This window comes from Streptomyces atratus (assembly GCF_040655115.1).
GTDB classification, from domain to species: Bacteria; Actinomycetota; Actinomycetes; order Streptomycetales; family Streptomycetaceae; genus Streptomyces; species Streptomyces atratus_D.
This window is the reverse complement of record NZ_JBFAJH010000022.1, coordinates 39,227-60,003: the sequence shown is the minus strand read 5'-3', so window position 1 is coordinate 60,003 and position 20,777 is coordinate 39,227. Positions and strand designations below refer to the sequence as shown.

General features: G+C 71.4%; 18 protein-coding genes and 1 riboswitch. Of the genes, 13 read left to right on the top strand and 5 right to left on the bottom strand.

Annotated features, from left to right (window positions below):
- Positions 1-57 precede the first annotated feature (57 nt).
- The 4 genes from AB0I23_RS23205 (at position 58) to AB0I23_RS23190 (ending at position 4,989) form a co-directional block, all read left to right on the top strand.
- Positions 58-1,434, top strand: coding sequence for a M16 family metallopeptidase (locus tag AB0I23_RS23205; protein WP_359111872.1), 1,377 nt, complete (start codon positions 58-60; stop codon positions 1,432-1,434).
- Between the two features lie 26 nt (positions 1,435-1,460).
- Positions 1,461-2,843: a M16 family metallopeptidase gene (locus AB0I23_RS23200; RefSeq protein WP_359111927.1), complete on the top strand. Its 1,383-nt coding sequence runs from the start codon at positions 1,461-1,463 to the stop codon at positions 2,841-2,843.
- 208 nt (positions 2,844-3,051) lie between these two features.
- Positions 3,052-3,217, top strand: a riboswitch (cyclic di-AMP (ydaO/yuaA leader).
- Between the two features lie 13 nt (positions 3,218-3,230).
- On the top strand, positions 3,231-4,055 hold the full coding sequence (locus AB0I23_RS23195; protein ID WP_359111870.1) for a M23 family metallopeptidase: 825 nt from the start codon (positions 3,231-3,233) through the stop codon (positions 4,053-4,055).
- A 214-nt stretch (positions 4,056-4,269) separates the two neighbouring features.
- On the top strand, positions 4,270-4,989 hold the full coding sequence (locus AB0I23_RS23190) for a GntR family transcriptional regulator (protein WP_359111868.1): 720 nt from the start codon (positions 4,270-4,272) through the stop codon (positions 4,987-4,989).
- Between the two features lie 193 nt (positions 4,990-5,182).
- Here AB0I23_RS23190 and AB0I23_RS23185 read toward each other — a convergent pair whose 3' ends face one another.
- Positions 5,183-5,464 carry an HPr family phosphocarrier protein gene (locus AB0I23_RS23185; protein WP_037701271.1) on the bottom strand — a complete coding sequence of 94 codons (282 nt, stop codon included), beginning with the start codon at positions 5,462-5,464 and terminating at the stop codon, positions 5,183-5,185.
- Positions 5,465-5,636: 172 nt separating this feature from the next.
- On the opposite strand from AB0I23_RS23185, the gene AB0I23_RS23180 reads away from it, so the two are divergent.
- The 6 genes from AB0I23_RS23180 (at position 5,637) to AB0I23_RS23155 (ending at position 12,212) form a co-directional block, all read left to right on the top strand.
- Positions 5,637-8,618 (top strand): bifunctional acetate--CoA ligase family protein/GNAT family N-acetyltransferase, encoded by a 2,982-nt coding sequence (locus AB0I23_RS23180; protein ID WP_359111866.1) that lies wholly within the window; start codon positions 5,637-5,639, stop codon positions 8,616-8,618.
- Between the two features lie 75 nt (positions 8,619-8,693).
- A complete protein-coding gene (locus AB0I23_RS23175; protein WP_359111864.1) occupies positions 8,694-9,290 on the top strand; it encodes a DUF5998 family protein in 597 nt (198 codons plus the stop codon).
- On the top strand, positions 9,290-10,477 hold the full coding sequence (locus AB0I23_RS23170; RefSeq protein ID WP_359111862.1) for an alkaline phosphatase family protein: 1,188 nt from the start codon (positions 9,290-9,292) through the stop codon (positions 10,475-10,477). The genes AB0I23_RS23175 and AB0I23_RS23170 overlap by 1 nt, the downstream gene beginning before the upstream one ends.
- 63 nt (positions 10,478-10,540) lie before the next feature.
- Positions 10,541-11,191 carry a thymidine kinase gene (locus tag AB0I23_RS23165; RefSeq protein WP_037701266.1) on the top strand — a complete coding sequence of 217 codons (651 nt, stop codon included), beginning with the start codon at positions 10,541-10,543 and terminating at the stop codon, positions 11,189-11,191.
- Between the two features lie 281 nt (positions 11,192-11,472).
- Positions 11,473-11,796, top strand: a complete 324-nt coding sequence (locus AB0I23_RS23160) for an ArsR/SmtB family transcription factor (RefSeq protein WP_208857696.1) — start codon at positions 11,473-11,475, stop codon at positions 11,794-11,796.
- Positions 11,793-12,212, top strand: coding sequence for an SRPBCC family protein (locus AB0I23_RS23155; RefSeq protein WP_359111860.1), 420 nt, complete (start codon positions 11,793-11,795; stop codon positions 12,210-12,212). The genes AB0I23_RS23160 and AB0I23_RS23155 overlap by 4 nt, the downstream gene beginning before the upstream one ends.
- A 65-nt stretch (positions 12,213-12,277) precedes the next feature.
- Here the strand turns inward: AB0I23_RS23155 and AB0I23_RS23150 are convergent, their stop codons facing one another.
- A complete protein-coding gene (locus tag AB0I23_RS23150) occupies positions 12,278-13,054 on the bottom strand; it encodes a VOC family protein (protein WP_359111858.1) in 777 nt (258 codons plus the stop codon).
- A gap of 233 nt (positions 13,055-13,287) precedes the next feature.
- On the opposite strand from AB0I23_RS23150, the gene AB0I23_RS23145 reads away from it, so the two are divergent.
- Positions 13,288-14,115, top strand: coding sequence for a sulfurtransferase (locus AB0I23_RS23145; RefSeq protein WP_359111856.1), 828 nt, complete (start codon positions 13,288-13,290; stop codon positions 14,113-14,115).
- Positions 14,116-14,215: 100 nt separating this feature from the next.
- Here the strand turns inward: AB0I23_RS23145 and sepH are convergent, their stop codons facing one another.
- Positions 14,216-15,271: a septation protein SepH gene (sepH, locus tag AB0I23_RS23140; RefSeq protein ID WP_359111855.1), complete on the bottom strand. Its 1,056-nt coding sequence runs from the start codon at positions 15,269-15,271 to the stop codon at positions 14,216-14,218.
- A 495-nt stretch (positions 15,272-15,766) separates the two neighbouring features.
- On the opposite strand from sepH, the gene AB0I23_RS23135 reads away from it, so the two are divergent.
- The gene (locus AB0I23_RS23135; RefSeq protein WP_359111853.1) at positions 15,767-16,888 is read left to right on the top strand and encodes a hypothetical protein; all 1,122 of its coding nucleotides are present in this window, start codon (positions 15,767-15,769) and stop codon (positions 16,886-16,888) included.
- 16 nt (positions 16,889-16,904) lie between these two features.
- Here the strand turns inward: AB0I23_RS23135 and AB0I23_RS23130 are convergent, their stop codons facing one another.
- Together AB0I23_RS23130 and AB0I23_RS23125 are read right to left on the bottom strand one after the other, a co-directional pair.
- Positions 16,905-18,224 (bottom strand): D-arabinono-1,4-lactone oxidase, encoded by a 1,320-nt coding sequence (locus tag AB0I23_RS23130; RefSeq protein WP_359111852.1) that lies wholly within the window; start codon positions 18,222-18,224, stop codon positions 16,905-16,907.
- Entirely contained in the window at positions 18,184-19,428 is a 1,245-nt protein-coding gene (locus tag AB0I23_RS23125; RefSeq protein WP_359111851.1) for an MFS transporter, read from the bottom strand. Before AB0I23_RS23125 ends, AB0I23_RS23130 begins: the two co-directional genes overlap by 41 nt.
- Positions 19,429-19,607: 179 nt before the next feature.
- Here AB0I23_RS23125 and AB0I23_RS23120 point away from each other — a divergent pair, with 179 nt between their 5' ends.
- Positions 19,608-20,735: a ferrochelatase gene (locus AB0I23_RS23120; protein ID WP_359111849.1), complete on the top strand. Its 1,128-nt coding sequence runs from the start codon at positions 19,608-19,610 to the stop codon at positions 20,733-20,735.
- Positions 20,736-20,777 lie beyond the last annotated feature (42 nt).

Sequence of the window (20,777 nt, the reverse complement as noted above, 5' to 3'; positions counted from 1 at the left end):
CTTGCTTACAGTGGCAGGTCTCGCAGGAATTCCAGTATCGCGATCGAAGGGACGTACATGCCCATGGGTCACACGGCCACAGCCCAGGCCGGCTCCGGCGGCTTGACAGCGACCGAGCACCGTCTGGCCAACGGCCTGCGCGTGGTGCTCTCCGAGGACCATCTGACCCCGGTCGCCGCAGTGTGCCTCTGGTACGACGTCGGTTCGCGCCACGAGGTCAAGGGGCGCACGGGTCTGGCTCACCTCTTCGAGCACCTGATGTTCCAGGGCTCCGGACAGGTCAAGGGGAACGGACACTTCGAGCTGGTGCAGGGAGCCGGCGGCTCCCTCAACGGGACGACCAGCTTCGAACGCACCAACTACTTCGAGACGATGCCCACGCATCAGCTGGAACTGGCCCTGTGGCTCGAAGCCGACCGGATGGGCTCGCTGCTCGCCGCTCTCGACGAGGAGTCCATGGAGAACCAGCGGGACGTCGTCAAGAACGAGCGACGCCAGCGGTACGACAACGTTCCGTACGGCACGGCGTTCGAGAGGCTGACCGCCCTCGCCTACCCCGAGGGCCACCCCTACCACCACACCCCGATCGGCTCGATGGCCGACCTGGACGCGGCCACGCTCGAAGACGCACGTACCTTCTTCCGGACGTACTACGCGCCCAACAACGCGGTGCTGTCGGTCGTCGGCGACATCGACCCCGAGCAGACGCTCGCCTGGATCGAGAAGTACTTCGGCTCCATCCCGTCCCACGACGGCAAGCAGCCGCCGCGCGACGGCACGCTCCCCGAGATCATCGGCGAGCAGCTGCGCGAAGAGGTCCGCGAGGAGGTTCCGGCGCGGGCGCTGATGGCCGCCTACCGGCTGCCGCACGACGGCACCCGGGAGTGCGACGCCGCGGATCTCGCGCTGACCGTGCTCGGCGGCGGTGAGTCCTCCCGGCTCCACAACCGCCTGGTCCGCCGCGACCGCACGGCCGTTGCGGCAGGTTTCGGGCTGCTGCGACTGGCCGGGGCACCCTCGCTCGGCTGGCTGGACGTGAAGACGTCCGGCGGTGTCGAAGTGGCGCAGATCGAGGCCGCGGTCGACGAGGAGCTGGCCCGGTTCGCCGCCGAGGGTCCCACGCCCGAGGAAATGGAGCGCGCTCAGGCACAGTTGGAGCGCGAGTGGCTGGACCGGCTCGGTACGGTCGCGGGCCGCGCCGATGAACTCTGCCGGTTCGCCGTGCTGTTCGGCGACCCGCAGCTCGCCCTGACCGCCGTCCAGCGGGTCCTCGACGTCACCGCGGACGAGGTCCAGGCGGCGGCCGAGGCCCAGCTGCGCCCCGACAACCGGGCGGTGCTCGTCTACGAGCCGGTCGAGCCGGCCGAATCCGCCGACGGGGAAGCCGACGAGACGGACACCGACACCGACGCGCACGAAGGGGCGGACAAGTGACCGACGCTGCCGCGACTGGAGTATCGATGGAGTACCACCCGCAGCCGGCTCCCGGCACGGCCAGGCCCTGGGCCTTTCCCGCGCCCGAGCGCGGCGCCCTGCCCAACGGACTGACGGTGCTGCGCTGCCACCGCCCCGGCCAACAGGTCGTTGCGGTAGAGATCTTCCTCGACGCCCCGCTGGACGCCGAACCCGAGGGCCTCGACGGCGTGGCCACGATCATGGCGCGGGCCCTTTCCGAGGGCACCGACAAGCATTCCGCCGAGGAGTTCGCCGCCGAGCTGGAGCGCTGCGGCGCCACCCTCGACGCGCACGCCGACCATCCCGGCATGCGGGTCTCCCTGGAGGTCCCGGCGTCCCGGCTGGCCAAGGCGCTCGGACTGGTCTCCGAGGCGCTGCGGGCGCCCGCGTTCGCCGACAGCGAGATCGAGCGGCTGGTGAACAACAGGCTCGACGAGATCCCGCACGAGCAGGCCAACCCGGCCCGGCGTGCCGCCAAGCAGCTCTCCAAGGAGCTCTTTCCGGCCACGTCGCGGATGTCGCGCCCGCGTCAGGGCACCGAGGAGACGGTGGAGCGGATCGACTCCGCGGCCGTGCGCGCCTTCTACGAGGCCCATGTCCGGCCGTCCACCGCGACCGCCGTCGTTGTCGGTGACCTCACCGGTATCGACCTGGACGCGCTGCTCGCCGACACCGTCGGCGACTGGACCGGGAACACCGTGGAGTCCCGCCCGTTCCCGCCGATCACCGCCGACGACACCGGCCGCGTGGTGATCGTCGACCGCCCGGGCGCTGTGCAGACGCAGCTGCTGATCGGCCGCATCGGCGCCGACCGGCACGACAGCGTGTGGCCGGCCCAGGTCCTCGGCACCTACTGCCTGGGTGGCACGCTCACCTCCCGGCTGGACCGGGTGCTGCGCGAGGAGAAGGGCTACACCTACGGCGTACGGGCCTTCGGGCAGGTCCTGCGCTCGACGGCCGCGGACTCCGCCTCCGGGGCGACCGGCGCAGCGATGCTGGCGATCAGCGGCTCGGTGGACACGGAGTCCACCGGGCCGGCGCTGGACGACCTGTGGAAGGTCCTGCGGACGCTGGCGGCCGAGGGGCTGACCGACGCCGAGCGCGAGACCGCCGTCCAGAACCTTGTGGGTGTCGCCCCGCTGAAGTTCGAGACGGCTGCCTCCGTCGCCGGCACGCTCGCCGACCAGGTCGAGCAGCACCTCGCGGACGACTACCAGGCGCGGCTGTACACCCGTCTGGCCGAGACCGGCACGGTCGAGGCGACCGCAGCCGTGGTCAACGCCTTCCCCGCGGACCGGCTGGTCACGATCCTCGTCGGCGACGCCGCGCAGATCGAGGAGCCGGTCAGGGCATTGGGTATCGGGGAGGTGTCGGTCGTCACCGGCTGATGCGCCAAAGTCCCGCAAAGCGGGGCAAAGAGAGACCCCGGCGAGCCGCTTCTCGCCGGGGTCTTCCCTTTTGTCTGATTTGAGATGAAAACTTCTTGCTTGCCCTGTGGAATGCGCTACAAAACGCCCTGTCCGTTTGGTGAATGAAAGTGCCCCCGCCTAGCGTCGGCTCCGCTGTCCGTCACTCGTATGCCGCATCCGTGGCGCCGGGCAGTGATCGCCGAGTCCCCGTCAGGCGCGAGCCTGGGGAGCCGGGGACCCACGCAGTCCCTGGGGTGAATCGGATACCGCGACCTCCTGTGAGGCCGGGATCCGTAGGAGACCTTCCTGCTCCGAACCCGTCAGCTAACCCGGTAGGCGAGAAGGAAGGAAAGGACCAGCTACTTCATGGCGTTCACCCGCCCCACCGGGAAGCATCGTGCCCCGAGCCGTCTGAAGCGCAGGAGCGCACGCATCGCCGGAGTCGCGACCCTGGCCACCACCGGCGTCATCGGCGGACTGGCCTCTCCGGCCCTCGCCTCGGATTCCGAGGCCCCCTCCGCCGGCGAAACCGGCCTGACCCAGATCATCGCCATCGAGGGTGCCCTCGCCGACCAGGTGGCCACCCAGGCCGATGTGCAGAAGCGCCAGGCAGACGTCGCCGCGAAGGCGAAGGCTGCCGCAGCGGCCAAGTCCGAGGCGGAAGCCAAGGCGAAGGCCGAAGCGACGGCCAAGGCGGCGGCGAAGACCAAGGCCGAGGCCCGCGCCAAGGCGGCCCGCGACGCGAAGGCCCGCGCCGCCCGTTCCGCCGAGCGCACCCGCCTGGGCTCCTTCCAGCTCCCCGTCGCCGGTTCGTACGTCACCACCGGCTACAAGTCGAGCGGTTCCCTCTGGTCCTCCGGCAGCCACTCGGGCATCGACTTCCACGCCGCCTCCGGCAGCTCCGTCGTCGCCGTCGGTGCCAGCACGGTCGTCGAGGCGGGTTGGGGCGGCGCATACGGCAACAACATCGTGCTGCGGATGGCGGACGGCACGTACACCCAGTACGGTCACCTCTCCTCGATCGGCGTCTCCGTCGGCCAGAGCGTCGGCGCGGGCCAGCGGATCGGCCTCTCCGGCTCGACCGGCAACTCCACCGGACCGCACCTCCACTTCGAGGCCCGCACCACGCCTTCGTACGGCTCCGACATGGACCCCGTGGCGTACCTGCGCGCCCATGGCGTGAACGTCTGACCGACGTCCCGCCCACAACACCCCCGAAGGTCCTGGTTTGCCGCCGGGGCCTTCGTCGTGTTCGCCCCGCCGCGCCGCCCCGCGGAACCGGCCTGCGGCCAAAAGATATTCATGGATTTCGGCCCGGCGTCGGAAATGCAGTCGCATTGCAATAGAGTCACAGACCAGGCGTCGATCGGCCGCGTTTCGCGGGGATTAAGGCGGAGGTTCGGACATGCGCATTCCGGCGCAATCGGTATGCACGGCAATCCGTGACGACATCGTCTCCGGTGTCTTCGAACGCGGCAGCAGACTCACCGAGGAGCTGCTCGCACGTCGTTACGGGGTCTCCCGTGTCCCGGTGCGGGAAGCGCTGCGCACCCTGGAGTCCGAGGGCTTCGTGGTCACCCGCCGGCATGCCGGTGCCTGTGTCGCCGAGCCCACCGAGCAGGAGGCCGCCGACCTTCTGGAGGTTCGGATGCTGCTGGAGCCGCTGGGTGCGGCCCGTGCCGCGCAGCGACGCACCGAGGCGCACCTCAAGGTGCTCCGCGGCCTGGTCAGGCTCGGTCAGGAGAGGGCGCGGCGGGGCGAAGGGGAGGATCTGCGCTCCCTGGGTGGCTGGTTCCACGAGACGCTCGCCCAGGCGTCCGGCAGCCCCGGGCTCATCGCACTGCTCACCCAGCTACGGCACAAGATCGCCTGGATGTACGCGGTCGAGCAGCCGGCCCGCCCCGCCGATTCCTGGGCCGAGCACGGAGCCATCGTGGACGCCGTGGCGCGCGGTGACGCGGAACGGGCCAGGGTGCTGTCCGCCCAGCACGCCGAGCGGGTCACCGCCGCGCACCGGCTGCGCCGCGCGGGCGGCGCCCCGGGCCGTGATCCCGGCGCCTCCCGATCCAGTGGTCGGGTGAGGACTTCGCAACATGCCGTAAACACCGCGAGCGGCCGGCATTAACACATGCGCCGTATACAAAGAGAAGTAATTGCGTGGGGCTTTCTTTGGGCTGCCCGAATTCGCTCCGGACATGCCGTCGGTATCCGAAAATCAAGGAGCCGCGGCCCCGATTGAGGATGCCGCGGATCCGCCGCAGAAGTAGACCCGACAGGAATCGGCCGGAAAGACCCTCCCCTGATCGGAAGCCCTGGGATCAGACGGTCTCCGGAAGCTCCTCGAGCCCCTCGGCGACCAGCTTCGCCAGACGGTCGAGCGCGGCTTCCGCGTCGTCCGCCTCGGAGGCGAGCACGATCTCCTCGCCGCCGTGCGCGCCGAGACCGAGCACCGCGAGCATGGAGGCGGCGTTCACCGGCGTGCCGTCGGACTTGGCGATCGTCATGGGAACGCCGGAAGCCGTGGCGGCACGGACGAAGATGGAAGCGGGGCGGGCGTGCAGGCCCTCGGCCCAACCGACATTGACGCGGCGCTCAGCCATGGTTCTGCCCTTCACGAATCAATGGTTGTCTAGACCAGTCTCTCACGCGGTGCGCTGTGCTCCCGCCGACCGGCAACCCGGCCCCAGCCCGTGCCGCACAGCCGATCGGAGCTCTCAGACTGCCCCGGCCCCGAGCCCTACGCGACCGCTGACCGAGCCGTAGGCTTTGCCCATGCAGCCCACGCCGGAGCAGAGTCCGCACCATGCGTACCCCGACCACTGGGAAGCGGATGTGGTGCTCCGCGACGGCGGGACGGCCCGGATCAGGCCCATCACCACGGACGATGCCGAGCGCCTGGTCAACTTCTACGAGCAGGTCTCCGACGAGTCGAAGTACTACCGGTTCTTCGCTCCGTACCCTCGTCTGTCCGCCAAGGACGTCCACCGCTTCACCCATCACGACTACGTCGACCGGGTGGGGCTCGCCGTCACAGTCGGCGGCGAGTTCATCGCCACCGTCCGCTACGACCGGATCGACGCGGCCGGCCGGCCCGCCTCCGCCCCCGCCGACGAGGCCGAGGTCGCCTTTCTCGTCCAGGACGCGCACCAGGGCCGCGGCGTGGCATCGGCGCTCCTCGAACACATCGCCGCGGTGGCACGTGAGCGCGGCATCCGGCGCTTCGCCGCCGAGGTCCTGCCCGCCAACAACAAGATGATCAAGGTGTTCCGCGACGCCGGGTACACCCAGCAGCGCAGCTTCGAGGACGGCGCGGTCCATCTCACCCTCGACCTCGAACCCACCGCGGAGTCCCTCGCCGTCCAGCGCGCCCGCGAGCAGCGGGCGGAGGCGCGATCGGTGCAGCGGCTGCTCGCACCGGGGTCCGTCGCCGTCATCGGCACCGGCCGTAACCCCGGCGGGGTCGGCCGCACGGTTCTGCGCAACCTCCTCGGCGCGGGCTTCACCGGTCGTGTGTACGCCGTGAACAGCTCGTTCGCCGCCGACCAGGGAACGATCGACGGCGTCCCCGCCCACCGCTCCGTCGGCGAGATCGGTGAGCCGGTGGACCTCGCGGTCGTGGCCGTGCCGGCGGACCGGGTCCCGGAGGTCGTCGCCGACTGCGGCGAACACGGCGTCCAGGGCCTCGTGGTCCTCTCCGCCGGATATGCCGAATGGGGCGCCGAGGGCAGGGAGAGGCAGCGCGAACTGGTCCGCCAGGCCCGCTCGTTCGGCATGCGCGTCATCGGCCCGAACGCCTTCGGGATCATCAACAACGCGGACGCCGTACGGCTGAACGCCTCCCTCGCCCCCGAGCCGCCCACCCCGGGCCGCATCGGTCTGTTCACGCAGTCGGGCGCGATCGGCATCGCCCTGCTCTCCGGGCTCTACCGACGCGGCGCGGGTCTGTCGACGTTCATCTCCGCGGGCAACCGTGCCGACATCTCGGGCAACGACTTCCTCCAGTACTGGTACGAGGACCCGAACACCGATGTCGCCCTGCTCTACCTCGAATCCCTCGGCAACCCGAGGAAGTTCACCCGTCTCGCGCGGCGCACCGCAGCGGTGAAGCCGGTCGTCGTGGTGAAGGGGGCCCGGCACAGCGGCAGTACCCCGCCCGGTCATGCGGTGCCGATCAGCCGGATCCCGGACGCGACGGTCTCCGCGCTCATGCGGCAGGCGGGCGTGATCCGTGTCGACACGGTGACGGAGATGGTCGACGCGGGTCTGCTCCTCGCCGACCAGCCCCTCCCGGCGGGTCCCCGGGTCGCGATCCTCGGCAACTCCGAGTCCCTGGGCCTCCTCACGTACGACGCCTGCCTGGCCGAGGGGCTGCGCCCACGCCCGCCCCGCGACCTCACCACCGCGGCCACCCCGCAGGACTTCCGGGATGCGCTGGCGGAGGCGCTCGCCGACCGGAGCTGCGACGCGGTGATCGTGACGGCGATCCCGTGGGTCGGCGAGAACGGCGAGGCCGAATCGGGTGACGGCGAGGTGCTGGCCGCCGCGCTGCGCACGGCAGCGGCCACGGACCCGGCCAAGCCGGTGGCCGTGGTCCACGTGGAGATCGGGGGCCTGGCGGAGGCGCTCGCGGCCGCCAGCAGCACGGTCGCGGCGCCGCAGGCGGCCGCGACGGCTGCCCCGGGTGCTTCGGCCGCGGCGGACGGCAAGGGCACCCCGAGCGTCACGAGCACCACAGGCACTTCAGCCGCGCCGAGCACCACCGGCACCCCGGCGACGCGGAGCACGACCGGCACCCCAGCCTCCTCGGGCGCGCCGAATTCCCCGGCTCAGCCGAACATCCCCGGCCCGGGTGCCCCGCCGCCGCCCGCCCCCTCGACAGGCCGCATCCCCGCCTACCCGGCCGCCGAGCGTGCCGTACGTGCCCTCGCCGAGGCGGTGAGGTACGCGCAGTGGCGGCGCCAGGCCGCGGTGCCCGGCAAGGTGCCCGAGTTCCTCGACGACACCATCGACGAGGTCGGCGCCGCCGACCGCATCGACGCCCTCCTCGGGCCCGACCCCGATCCCCGGGGCCGTCGGCTCAGCCATGACGAGGCGCGCGAACTCCTGGACCGCTACGGCATCTGCGTACGGCCGACGATCCCCGCCCCCGACCCGGACGCCGCCGTCGCCGCGGCTGCTCAGCTCGGCTATCCGGTGGCGCTCAAGACCACCGCACCGCATCTGCGCCACCGCGCCGACCTCGGCGGCGTCCGGCTCGACCTCGCCAACGAGACCGCGCTGCGCCGGGCGTACGGCGAACTGACCGATCTGCTCGGCAAGCCCACCGAGCTGCAGCCGGTCGTCCAGGCCATGGCACCGCGCGGCGTGGACACCGTCGTACGGGCCACGATCGACCCGGCGGCGGGCGCCGTCCTCTCCTTCGGTCTCGCGGGCGCGCCCTCCGAACTTCTCGGGGACACCGCCCACCGCCTCGTGCCGGCCACCGACCGCGACGCCGCCGAACTGATCCGGTCCATCCGGGCGGCCCCGGTCCTCTTCGGGTGGCGCGGTTCGGCGCCCGTCGACACCGCGGCGCTCGAGGAACTGCTGCTGAGGGTGTCCCGGCTCGTCGACGACCACCCCGAGGTGGTCTCCGTCGCACTGGAACCGGTCGTGGTCGCCACGCAGGGCCTGACCGTCCTCGGCGCGACGGTCCGGCTGTCGCCGCCCCCGGCCCGTACCGACCTCGGTCCCCGTCGCCTGCCCAACTACTGATTCCACGGACGGATCCTTCGCAGGCCCTGTCCACAGCGTCCCCGGCAGTCATCCACCCCCCGTAGGATGGTCCGTATGGCGAAGACCGGTACGACGACCCAGGGGCTGCGCGCGGCGATCGAGCGCAGCGGCTACTACCCGGCCCTTGTGGCCGAGGCGGTGGAGGCCGCCGTCGGCGGTGAGCCGGTCGCTTCGTACCTGGTGCACCAGGAGACGACCTTCGACTCCAACGAGGTGCGCAGGCACGTCACGGTCCTGGTCCTGACCGACAACCGTTTCATCGTCAGTCACACCGACGAGCAGAACGCGGACACCAGCTCCCCGTCGCCGTACGCCACCACCTCCACCGAGTCCGTCAAGCTGGACCGGATCTCGTCCGTGGTGGTCAGCCGCGTCGTGGCCGACCCGGAAAAGTACGTCCCGGGCACGCTGCCCCGCGAGGTCGTCCTGACCATCGGCTGGGGCGCGGTCTCCCGCATCGACCTGGAGCCCGCCGCCTGCGGCGACCCCAACTGCGAGGCGGACCACGGCTACACCGGCAGCTCCACCGCCGACGACCTGAGCCTGCGCGTCAGCGAGGCCGGTGACGGTCCGGACACGGTGCGGCAGACCCTTGCCTTTGCCCAGTCCCTCTCCGAGGCGACGGCCGCGGCTGCGGCTACCGGCCGCTGATGGCCCAGCCGGCCTGGCAGGATCCCGTTCTGCTCCCTCTCGACACCGCTCCTGTCCCCGCGTACGGCAGCGGTTCGCTCGCGGATCTGCTGCCGACGCTCGTCGCCGGACAGGGCGTGCCCGGCTTCACGGCGGCGATTCCGGAGCTCACCCCCGCTGACCGGAACTGCGTCTTCCTGATCGACGGACTCGGCTGGGAGCAGATCAAGGCCCACCCGGACGAGGCTCCGTATCTGCACTCCCTGCTCCCCACCTCGCGCGGGGGCACGGGCCGTCCCCTCACGGCGGGCTTCCCGGCCACCACCGCGACCTCGCTCGCCTCGGTCGGTACGGGGCTGCCGCCCGGCGCGCACGGCCTGCCCGGCTACACCGCCCGTAATCCGGAGACCGGCGAGCTGATGAACCAGCTCCGCTGGAAGCCCTGGACCTCGCCGGCGGTCTGGCAGCCATACCCCACTGTCTTCCGGCTCGCCGACGAGGCCGGTGTGGCCACCGCGCAGGTTTCCGCCCCGACCTTCCAGCACACCCCGCTCACCAAGGTCGCGCTGAGCGGCGGCACGTTCCATGGCAGGCTCTCCGGCGAGGACCGGATGGACCTGGCCGCAGACCGGCTCGCCGCCGGTGACCGGTCGCTCGTCTACACGTATTACAGCGAGGTCGACGGCAAGGGGCACCGCTTCGGCGTCGACTCCGACGCCTGGCGCGGCCAGTTGATGTACGTGGACGGTCTCGTGCAGCGCCTCGCCGAGCAGCTCCCGCCCCGCTCGGCGCTGTACATCACCGCCGACCACGGCATGATCGACATTCCGTTCGACGAACAGTCCCGGATTGACTTCGACGAGGACTGGGAGCTGCGCGCGGGCGTCGCCCTGCTCGGCGGCGAGGGCCGGGCCCGCCATGTGTATGCCGTCCCCGGCGCCGAGGCCGATGTGCTGACTGTCTGGCAGGAAGTGCTCGGCGAGCAGTTCTGGGTCGCAAGCAGGGACGAGGCGATCGCGGCCGGCTGGTTCGGTCCGAAGGTCGACGAGCGGGTGTACGGCAGGATTGGCGACGTGGTGGCGGCCGCCCGCGACGACGTGGTGGTCACCGCCTCCGTCCAGGAGCCGCACGAATCGGCGATGGTGGGCATGCACGGCTCGATGACCCCCGTCGAGCAACTCGTCCCGCTCCTCGAAGTACGCTCGTAACCCGTTTTTCCCTCCCTCTTACTCCTGCTTACTCCTGCCGAACCGAAAGGCGTTCACCCCCTCATGCCCGAGCTTGTGTTCTTCTCCGGAACGATGGACTGCGGAAAGAGCACGCTGGCGCTGCAGATCGGCCACAACCGGTCGGCAAGAGGGCTGCAGGGCGTCATCTTCACCCGTGACGACCGGGCGGGCGAGGGCAAGCTCTCCTCGCGGCTGGGGCTCGTCACGGAGGCCGTCGAGGCCGACGAGGGCATGGATGTGTACGCCCATCTCGTCGACCACGTCACCCGTGGCGGCCGGGCGGACTACGTGATCGTGGACGAGGCGCAGTTCCTCGCCCCCGTACAGATCGACCAGCTCGCCCGGATCGTCGACGACCTCGGCCTGGACGTCTTCGCGTTCGGTATCACCACCGATTTCCGGACAAAGCTGTTTCCCGGGTCTCAGCGCCTCATCGAGCTGGCCGACCGGGTCGAGACCCTTCAGGTCGAAGCGCTCTGCTGGTGCGGTGCACGGGCTACGCACAACGCCCGCACGGTGGGCGGCGAGATGGTCGTCGAAGGCGCCCAGGTCGTGGTGGGGGACGTCAACCAGCGGGCGGACGAGGTCGGTTACGAGGTGCTGTGCAGGCGCCACTACCAGCGCAGGATGACCAGCGCGACGGCCCGCGCGGGCGCGCTGTCGCCGGACGTGCTTCCCGTGACGTCCGGCTGAGAGCCTGTCGGGTGACCTTCGATCGGAGAGCGGACGCGGCATGGTGCGTGCGATTCCACGGCGCCGGGATGGCCTCGGATGGGGTCTCCCCTGCTCGAACGAAGCTGAGAGCTTGGGGAAGGAGCTACTAGGGCATTTCGGCAACGCCGGAAGCGTGCGTGCCAGGGCGTGGCCGCCCGATCAGAGGTCACCCGACAGGCTCTGAGCCACCGCCGGACGCGCGGAACCCCCTCCAGGTCTCTTCTTCGCGCACTTGGCGTGTCGGAATTTTCCGACGCATGATGGTGGGCATGGCGGCGGCAGATGTGTTCAGCGCTCTGGCCAACCCGGTGCGGCGCACGCTCCTGGAGGCTCTCCGTGACGGCCCACGCGCGGCGGGCGATCTCGCCGGTGCGTTCGAGCTGAGCAGGCCCGCGGTCTCCGAGCATCTGGCGGTGCTCAGAGGCGCGGGGCTGGTGCGTGAGGAACCGCGGGGGCGGTACCGCTACTACCACCTGGAAGCAGCCCCGCTGGCCGAGGCGGTCGAGTGGCTGCATCCCTTCGAACGCTACTGGCGGACCCGGATGGGCGCGCTGAGCGATCTGATCGACGAGGAGAACCGATGACCAGCGCAGACCCGGCCGTCATCCATTGCGACCAATTCATCGCCCATCCGCCGGCGGCGGTCTGGCGGGCGCTGACCGATCCCGAACTGCACGCGCGGTGGTGGGCCGCCGGTGATGTGCGGCCTGTTGTGGGGCACCGCTTCACCCTGGACATGGGCCCGTGGGGCCACCAGGGGTGCGAGGTGCTCGCTGTCGAGCCTGAGCGCCTTCTGCGCTACAGCTTTGCCCCGGGCTCGCTGGACACCACCGTCACCTGGCGGCTTCACCCCGAGGGGACGGGCACCCGGCTGTTTCTGGAACATGCCGGGTTCGACGTCGACTCGCCTCTGGGCAAAGCGGCGTTCCACGGCATGGGCGACGGGTGGCCGGACATCCTGCTGCGCATCGAACCGGCGCTCGCCGGTGGGGACCGGTAGCGGGTCCGCGCGAGCGGAAGGGGCTCGGGCGGCCCGGCGGACGCGGTCGCGCACGCCGTAAGGGATCACCGATCCTCGGACCGCACGATCGTGAAGACGGCGCCCTCCGGGTCCGCCACGGTTGCCACGCGCCCGCTCGACCCGTCCCGTGGCGGCTGCAGCACGTGCCCGCCGAGGTCCACCACCCGCGCGGCCGCCTCGTCGGTGTCGGCGACCTCGAAGTACGTCATCCAGTGCGGGCCGCGGTCGCGCGGCAGGGCGTGGCCGACGCCGTGCAGCGAGGCCACCGGGCGGCCGTTCAGGTGCAGGGTCTGGTAGTCGAAGTCGGCGGAGACCACCGCCTCGACGTCGTAACCGAAGACCACCTGGTAAAACTTGGCGACCGTCGAGGTCTCGCGGGTCACCAGCTCGTTCCAGACCGGGGTGCCGGGGACCCGCGCGAGCGCCGTACCGAGGTGCGCGGCGGCCTGCCAGATCCCGAAGACCGCACCGCTCGGGTCGGAGACGATGGCGAGCCGGCCGGCTTTGCCGGCGTCCAGCGGTCCCACGGCGACGGTGCCGCCGCAGGAGCGGATCGTCTCCGCCGTGGCGTCGGCGTCGTCGGTGGCCAGATAGGTCGTCCAGGCGACCGGCAGGTGCCGTTCCGGCGGCAGCTGCCCGATGCCCGCCACTACTTTCCCGTCGATCAGCGCGCGCACGTACGGCCCCAGCTGCTGTGGGCCGGGGCTGAACTCCCAGCCGAACAGCTCGGCGTAGAACTTCTGGGTCGTGGACAGGCCGTGCACGATCAGACTCACCCAGCAAGGTGTTCCGGGTGTGCGCCGAACGGCAGCCTCGGTCATCGTCACTCTCTCCTCGGACCATCGTGGTGGCCGTACGGGGGGAACGGGGCCGACGCGCCGACCGGCGGTGCGGGATGTGTACGCCCCGTGCAGATGCTTGCACCACCCGGCGCGCGATACGCCCCGGCCGCGCCGCATGTTCCCGGATCTCGACAGAGGAAGTCCGTTTTGATGCGATTCGTCCGTTTTCGCGTTGTTACGGGTGGGCGGACCGTTGCGCGAGGATGGCACCCATGAAGCCCATCATCTCCGCATTCGAATGTGCGAGCGAGTCGGCGGGGCCACGTCCGCCGGTGCTCCTGGACGTGCGTTGGCAGCTCGGCGGACCGCACGGTCGTCCCGACTACGAGGCCGGGCACATCCCCGGTGCGGTCTTTGTCGATCTGGACGCGGAACTCGCCGGTCCCGCAGGCAGTGGCGGCCGTCATCCGCTGCCCGACCCCGAGGAATTCGGTGCGGTGATGCGCCGCGCCGGGGTCTCCCGTGACACTCCTGTCGTGGTGTACGACGGCGGTCAGGGCTGGGCCGCGGCGCGCGCCTGGTGGCTGCTGTGCTGGACGGGCCACCCGGAGGTCCGCGTGTTGGACGGAGGTCTCGCCGCCTGGGACGGCGAGCTCTCCACCGCGTCGCCCACCCCGACCGAGGGGGACTTCAGGCCCGAACCGGGTGCGCTGCCCCTGCTGGACGCGGAAGGCGCGGCGGCGCTGGCCCGCTCCGGGCTGCTGCTCGACGCGCGGGCCGCGGAGCGCTACCGCGGCGACGTGGAGCCGATCGACCGGGTCGGCGGCCACATCCCCGGAGCGGTCTCGGCCCCGACGTCCGAGAACACGGGCGGTGACGGGCGGTTCCTGCCCGCGGAGGCGCTGGCCGCCCGCTTCAAGGAGCTCGGCACGGACGGGGCGCCGGAAGTCGGCGTCTACTGCGGGTCCGGGGTCTCCGGCGCGCACGAGGTGCTGGCCCTGGCCGTCGCGGGAATCCCCGCCGCGCTGTACGCGGGCTCCTGGTCCGAGTGGTCCGCCGACGAGTCCCGGCCGGTGGCCACAGGCCCCGACCCGCAGTAGCGGCGCCGTCCCGAACCGCGATGACCGGTTCTGGAAACGGACCGCACGAGGGCCCGTACGCAGCGGCGTACGGGCCCTCGTCATGCCACGGTCACCCCGATCAGTCCTGCTTCTTGCGGCGGGTGCCGAAGACGATCTCGTCCCAGCTCGGCACCGCGGCCCGGCGGCCCGGACGGACACCGTCCGCCTCCGCCTGGCGGTCCGTCGTCCCGGTCAACCGGTCGCGGTGACCGGCTACCGCGCGGGGCATCAGCACATCCGCATAAGCGGAACCGGCGCCCGCGGAGGCTGCCGCGGCCGGCGGCTCGTCGGCCTCCGGCTCCTGCGCGTCGGGCTCGGTCCTCGGCGGCTCGGGCCGCTCCGGCACCACCATGTCGCCACGGAAGCTCGGCACGGCCTCCAGCAGGCTGGTCAGCGAGTCACGCTCACCGGCCGAGACGCCGACGATGTGCTCCTCCGGCTCGGGCGGTGGCGGCGGAGCGGGCCGTTCCATCTGACGGTCGAGCGCACGGTCCAGCGGCCGGTCGCGCGGCAGCCGGGCGATTCGGGGCACGAATGGGAAGCTCGGCTCGGGCGCGGCGACATCGTCGGTCTCGCCGATCAGGGAACGCGCCTCGTCGTCCACGGCCTGGACCAGCCGTCGCGGCGCGTCGTACGTCCAGCTCGCCGAGTGCGGCTCGCCCGCGACCCGGTACACCAGCAGGACCTCCCAGGTGCCGTCGTCACGACGCCAGGAGTCCCACTGGACGGTTTCCTTGTCGGCGCCGCGCAGCAGGAGACGCTCCTGCACCGCCTCGCCGAGCTGAGGGCCGGTGTTCTCGCCAGGCCGGCGCACGGGAGTCTTCCGGGCCCGCTCGGCCATGAAGGCACGCTCGGCGAGCACGGGGCCCTCGAAGCGGCGGACACGGTCGACCGGAATTCCGGCGAACTGAGCGACCTCCTCCGCGGAGGCACCGGCTCGTATCCGGGCCTGGATGTCGCGGGGGCGGAGGTGGCTCTCCACCTCGATCTCGATCTGGCCGAGCCGCGCGCGGTCGTTGCGCACGGCGGCGCGCAGCCGCTCGTCGATCGGAAGCGTGTACTCCGTGCTGTCCGCAGCCTTGAGCACCAGTCGTGTGCCGTCGTTGGAGACGGCCACGACACGCAGTTCGGGCATGGGGACCTCCCGGGTGGTGCCTGCCGACGTCACGTGCGTCGCTGCTTCCGCTAGTCGAGTGTGGCCTGCCCGGGTGCAGCCTGCCACAACATTGCCGTGTTGCCCGGCGTGTCGGGCGTGAGCCCTGGATCGCCGGTATGACACGGTGACCTTTGCGCAACGCTGAGTGACCAAATGTCACCCGGCGTAGCCGGCCCCCGTGCGATGCCGTGGCGCCGCCGGATCGAGTGCCTCCTTCGGCCCCGTCCCGAAGGTCCCGGACCCCACGTGGGAGTCCGGCCCCAGGGCTCGCCACAGTACTCCATTCGGGCCACGTGGGTGGACCGGCGCGCCGCCGAAGTTCTCGGTGGGTGCGGGAGTCCAGCTACCCAACTGGCCGCGAAATGCCCATGATGCGTGTCGTGCTTCACAGAATCACCTGAAGTGGAACTATTCACTTCGCCCAATTGTCCCTTCCTGTTGCACGGTGGGAGAGATGTCAATCAAGGGCTGGAAATGGTGCAGAAGCCAGAAAGTGACACAGAGCCCAGAGAAAGGCGTATCGATCTGAGCCTGCCGCAGGTTGCCGGCAGTGCGGTGGCAGCGGTCGCGGCGGCAGTGGCGGCCTCGCGGCTGGGCGTGTACGGAACGATTCTCGGCGCCGGAGTGATGAGCATCGTCGCCACCTGCGGCGGCTCGCTCTTCCAGCACTTCTTCCGTCGCACGGGCGAGCAGATCCGCGAGGTCACGGTCCAGGCGAAGCACCCGGGCAGGGAGACCCGCAGGGCGAGCGGGGCGCGTGAGGTGCGGGGCGCGTACGGCGCGCCGGATCCGCAGGAGGTGCCCGCGGCACGCGACGTGGCGGAACGCGAGGCGTGGGGCACTCACCGTCCGCCGGACGGATCCGCGGACCCGACGGCGGTGCTGCGCACGGTGGCGGCGGACCCGGACCGTACACAGCTGCCGGCGCCGCTCGTCGATCACGAGACCCGGCTGCTGAAACCCCGCGGCACCGACAGGACCCAGCTGCTCACGTCTCTCGACACTGACAGGGCCCGGCTGTTCGAGCCACGTGCCGGCGACGGGGCCCGGCGGCCGGTGCCGGACGGTGCGGCCCCGGACGAGGAGTTCTCCGCGGCGACCACCCATGGAACCCGTATCCGCGGCTGGAAGCGGTCGGCCGTCGGGGCCGCTGCGGTCTTCGCCGTGTCGATGGCCGGGATCACCACGTACGAGCTCGTCTCCGGCGGCGATCTGAGCGGTGGTCAGGGGACGACCGTGGGATCCGTCGTACGGGGCGGGGAGCGGGGCTCGGGGCCCGCAGACCCGGCACCGCCCGTCAGCACCGACCAGGGTCAGGGGCGGACGCCGGGCCAGGAGAGCGGCGGGACGCCGGGCGCGGACTCGCAGGGCGGGCAGAGCCCGAGTCCGGGCACCGGCCAGGGCGACCGCTCCACAGCCGAGCCGACGCCCACGCCCACACCGTCGAACTCGGGCGGCGGCCCGACGACCCCGGCTCCCACGCCCACTCCGGCGGCGTCCGGCGACCCCGGCGGCGTTGCCCCGGACCCCACCGGTGCGGGCATCGCACCGGGGAAGGAGGCACCGGCCACGACCGGCACGGGCGCCGCCCGGTGACCGGCCGCCGCGGCGGTCAGTCGCCCAGGACCCGGCGCAGATAGTCGTTGGCGAAGAGCCGGTCCGGGTCCAGCCGGTCGCGCACGGCGGTGAACTCGCCGAACCGCGGATACACCCCGGCCAGGTACTCCGCATCGCGGGTGTTGACCTTGCCCCAGTGCGGGCGGCCGCCGTGCGCGGTCATGATCCGCTCGACCGCGGTGAAGTACGCCTGGTAGGGCGTGCCCCTGTACAGATGGACGGCGATGTACGCACTCTCCCGGCCCGAGGCCGTGGAGAGCGCGATGTCGTCCGCGGGGGCTGTGCGGACCTCCACCGGGAAGCTGATCCGCAACGGCGAGCGGTCGACCATCGCCCTGACCTCGCGCAGCGCCTCCGTCGCGGCCTCGCGCGGCAGGGCGTACTCCATCTCCACGAAGCGGACCCGGCGCGGGCTGGTGAAGACCTTGTACGGGATGTCGGTGTACGTACGGGCCGACAGGGCCCGGCTGGAGAGCTTGGCGATCGACGGGATGGCGGCGGGGACCGCCCGGCCGAGCGAACAGGCCACCTGGAAGATCCCGTTGGAGAGGAGCTCGTCCTCGATCCAGCCGCTGACCTTTCCGGGCGGAGCGGCGGGGCCCGCGCTGCGGTTGTTGCGCTTGGTGTTGCAGTTGCCGGTGTGCGGGAACCAGTAGAACTCGAAGTGCTCGTTCTCGGTGACCAGTTCGTCGAAGTCGGCCGTGACCTTGTCGAAGGTCATCGGCTCCTCGCGGGCGGTCAGCAGGAAGACCGGCTCCACGGCGAACGTGATCGCCGTGATGACACCGAGTGCGCCGAGCCCGATCCGGGCGACGGCGAAGATGTCGGCGTTCTCCTTCTCGGAGCAGGTCAGCACCGTGCCGTCCGCCGTGACCAGTTCGAGGGCGCGGATCTGGGCGGATATGGAAGCCGAGTCGCGGCCGGTGCCGTGGGTTCCGGTCGAGGTGGCCCCGGCCACCGTCTGTTCCATGATGTCGCCCATGTTGGTGAGCGACAGGCCCTCCCGGGCGAGCGCGACGTTGAGCCGCTTCAGGGGGGTGCCGGCCTCGACGGTCACCGTCATCGCCGTGCGGTCGATCTCCCGGATGCCGGTGAGCAGATCGGGGCGGATCAACAGACCGTCGGTGGCGGCGGTCGCGGTGAAGGAGTGCCCGGTGCCGACCGGCTTCACTTTCAGACCGTCCTCGGACGCCCGGCGCAGTGCCTCGGCGAGCTCGTCCACGGAGGCGGGAGAGACGGCCTGTGCCGGACGGGCGGTTACGTTCCCCGCCCAGTTACGCCACGCGCTCGTCGTCCGTGCGTAGGTGTCGGTCATCTTCCCCGCGCCTTCCCGTAGGAACCGGCTTGGCAAGCCGGCGATACCCCAGGAACGCCACCGCGGCCGCGAGCGCTCCCGCCACGGTGGGCACCGCGTACCCCGCCTTCGCCCCGGACGCGTCGACGACCCAGCCGGCGGCCGAGGAGCCGAGCGCCACGCCGACCGCGAGCCCGGTACTGGTCCAGGTCATGCCCTCGGTCAGCTTGGTGCGCGGTACGTGCTGCTCGACGAGGGCCATGGTGGTGACCATCGTCGGTGCGATGGCGAGACCCGCGACAAAGAGCGCCGCGGCCAGGAACGGCAGGTTCCCGGCCAGTTGGAGCGGGATCATACTCACGGCCATGGCGCACACCCCCACCAGCCACCTGGTGGACGCCCTCCCCTTGAGGCGGAGCAGTCCGAAGACGGCTCCGGCGAGGCAGGACCCCAGCGCGTACACGGCCAGCACCAGGCTCGCTGCGGCCTTGTGCCCCTGGTCCTCGGCGAAGGCCACCGTCACCACATCGACCGCACCGAAGATCGCGCCGGTCGCCACGAAGGTGCCCACGAGCACCTGGAGACCAGGAGAGCGCAGCGCCGAGCCGTCGGTGTGCTGCCCGCGCGGATGCGGAACCGGCTCGGTGGCGCGCTGGGCCGTCAGCCAGGCGACGCCGGCCAGCAGGAACCCGGCGGCCAGCAGCGGACCCGCCTCCGGGAACCAGGCGGTGGACAGGCCGATCGAGATGATCGGCCCGAAGATGAAGCACACCTCGTCGACGATCGACTCCCACGAGTACGCCGTGTGCAGCTGCTGCGGCGAACTCCGGTAGATCTCCGCCCAGCGGGCCCGGATCATCGACCCCACACTGGGCACGCAGCCGGCACCGGCGGCGAACACGAAGAGGGTCCAGTCCGGCATTCGCTGCTGTGCGCAGATCAGCAGCCCGGCCACCGCTGCCAGCGCGAGGAGGGTGACGGGGCGCAGGACGCGGCGCTGCCCGTGCCGGTCGACCAGCCGGGAGACCTGCGGTCCCAGTACGGCCGCCGACATCGCCAGCGTCGCGGAGAGCGCGCCCGCGAGCCCGTAACGGCCGGTGATCTGGGACACCATGGTCACCACACCGATGCCCATCATGGACAGCGGCATCCGGCCGAGGAATCCGGCCGCCGAGAACCCCTTGGTGCCGGGGGCGGCGAAGATCGCGCGGTAGGGACTGGGCAAGGAGGGCTCCGGTACAGCGAGGTCACACGGGGTGTCAGGGATGCGTGTCATGCGTGAAGACGGCCGATACAGCTTACGGGCGGCCCGCTGCGTCCGACACCGGGGTGGATGCCGGGGAACGGGCGCGCCGGAGGACGTCGGTTGGAGCGCTGTGACAAGCGGGTGGCAGGATCGTTCCCATGTCCGATCTGCGCGCTCCCGCTCCGTACGACGCCCTGTTGCTCCTCTCCTTCGGCGGACCCGAGGGCCCGGACGACGTGGTCCCGTTCCTGGCGAACGTGACCCGCGGCCGCGGCATCCCCGACGAGCGGCTGAAGGAGGTCGGAAAGCACTACTTCCTGTTCGGCGGCGTCAGCCCGATCAACGCCCAGAACAGGGCCCTGCTGGACGCCCTGCGCAAGGACTTCGCGGACCACGGACTCGATCTGCCGGTGTACTGGGGCAACCGCAACTGGGCGCCGTACCTCACCGACACCCTGCGTGAGCTGGTCGCCGACGGACACCGCCGCATCGCCGTCCTCGCCACCAGCGCGTACGCCTCGTACTCCGGCTGCCGTCAGTACCGCGAGAACCTCGCCGAGTCGCTGGCCGCGCTGGAGGCCGAGGGGCTGCCGGTGCCGCGCGTGGACAAGCTCCGGCACTACTTCAACCACCCCGGCTTCGTCCGGCCCATGGTGGACGGCGTCCTCACGTCCCTGGCCGAGCTTCCCGAAGGGGCCAGGGTCGGGGCGCACCTCGCCTTCACCACGCACTCCATCCCCACCTCCGCCGCCGATAATTCCGGCCCCGAGGAGGCGCACGGCGACGGCGGCGCGTATGTCGCCGAGCATCTCGACGTCGCCCGGCTGATCGTCGACGCGGTGCGTGAGGAGACCGGCGTCGCGTATCCGTGGAAACTCGTCTTCCAGTCGCGCAGCGGCGCCCCGCACATCCCCTGGCTGGAGCCCGACATCTGCGACCACCTGGAGGCGCTCCACGGGGCGGGCGTGCCCGCTGTGGTGATGGCCCCCATCGGCTTCGTCTCGGACCATATGGAGGTCCTGTACGACCTCGACACCGAGGCCACCGCGAAGGCCGCCGAGCTCGGGCTGCCGGTGCGGCGGTCCGCGACGGTCGGTGCGGACCCGCGGTTCGCCGCGGCCGTGCGCGAGCTGGTCCTGGAGCGCGCCGCCACCGAGCAGGGACGCACGGTGGAGCGGTGCGCGCTCGGGGCGCTCGGCCCGAGCCACGATCTCTGCCCCGTCGGCTGCTGCCCGGCCCGTGCCCTCAAGCCCGCCGCCGCGGGCGCCGACAGTCCCTACGCCTAGGAGCGCTGCACCCCTGTGACCCCCGTGACCCCTCTGCCCTCT

What these genes read in the sequence shown, in the direction of transcription:
- AB0I23_RS23205 (WP_359111872.1), top strand. Translation starts at nt 58, where the DNA reads ATGCCCATGGGTCACACGGCCACAGCCCAGGCCGGCTCCGGCGGCTTG.
- AB0I23_RS23200 (WP_359111927.1), top strand. Translation starts at nt 1,461, where the DNA reads ATGGAGTACCACCCGCAGCCGGCTCCCGGCACGGCCAGGCCCTGGGCC.
- AB0I23_RS23195 (WP_359111870.1), top strand. Translation starts at nt 3,231, where the DNA reads ATGGCGTTCACCCGCCCCACCGGGAAGCATCGTGCCCCGAGCCGTCTG.
- AB0I23_RS23190 (WP_359111868.1), top strand. Translation starts at nt 4,270, where the DNA reads ATGCGCATTCCGGCGCAATCGGTATGCACGGCAATCCGTGACGACATC.
- AB0I23_RS23185 (WP_037701271.1), bottom strand. Translation starts at nt 5,464, where the DNA reads ATGGCTGAGCGCCGCGTCAATGTCGGTTGGGCCGAGGGCCTGCACGCC.
- AB0I23_RS23180 (WP_359111866.1), top strand. Translation starts at nt 5,637, where the DNA reads ATGCAGCCCACGCCGGAGCAGAGTCCGCACCATGCGTACCCCGACCAC.
- AB0I23_RS23175 (WP_359111864.1), top strand. Translation starts at nt 8,694, where the DNA reads ATGGCGAAGACCGGTACGACGACCCAGGGGCTGCGCGCGGCGATCGAG.
- AB0I23_RS23170 (WP_359111862.1), top strand. Translation starts at nt 9,290, where the DNA reads ATGGCCCAGCCGGCCTGGCAGGATCCCGTTCTGCTCCCTCTCGACACC.
- AB0I23_RS23165 (WP_037701266.1), top strand. Translation starts at nt 10,541, where the DNA reads ATGCCCGAGCTTGTGTTCTTCTCCGGAACGATGGACTGCGGAAAGAGC.
- AB0I23_RS23160 (WP_208857696.1), top strand. Translation starts at nt 11,473, where the DNA reads ATGGTGGGCATGGCGGCGGCAGATGTGTTCAGCGCTCTGGCCAACCCG.
- AB0I23_RS23155 (WP_359111860.1), top strand. Translation starts at nt 11,793, where the DNA reads ATGACCAGCGCAGACCCGGCCGTCATCCATTGCGACCAATTCATCGCC.
- AB0I23_RS23150 (WP_359111858.1), bottom strand. Translation starts at nt 13,054, where the DNA reads ATGACCGAGGCTGCCGTTCGGCGCACACCCGGAACACCTTGCTGGGTG.
- AB0I23_RS23145 (WP_359111856.1), top strand. Translation starts at nt 13,288, where the DNA reads ATGAAGCCCATCATCTCCGCATTCGAATGTGCGAGCGAGTCGGCGGGG.
- sepH (WP_359111855.1), bottom strand. Translation starts at nt 15,271, where the DNA reads ATGCCCGAACTGCGTGTCGTGGCCGTCTCCAACGACGGCACACGACTG.
- AB0I23_RS23135 (WP_359111853.1), top strand. Translation starts at nt 15,767, where the DNA reads ATGGTGCAGAAGCCAGAAAGTGACACAGAGCCCAGAGAAAGGCGTATC.
- AB0I23_RS23130 (WP_359111852.1), bottom strand. Translation starts at nt 18,224, where the DNA reads ATGACCGACACCTACGCACGGACGACGAGCGCGTGGCGTAACTGGGCG.
- AB0I23_RS23120 (WP_359111849.1), top strand. Translation starts at nt 19,608, where the DNA reads ATGTCCGATCTGCGCGCTCCCGCTCCGTACGACGCCCTGTTGCTCCTC.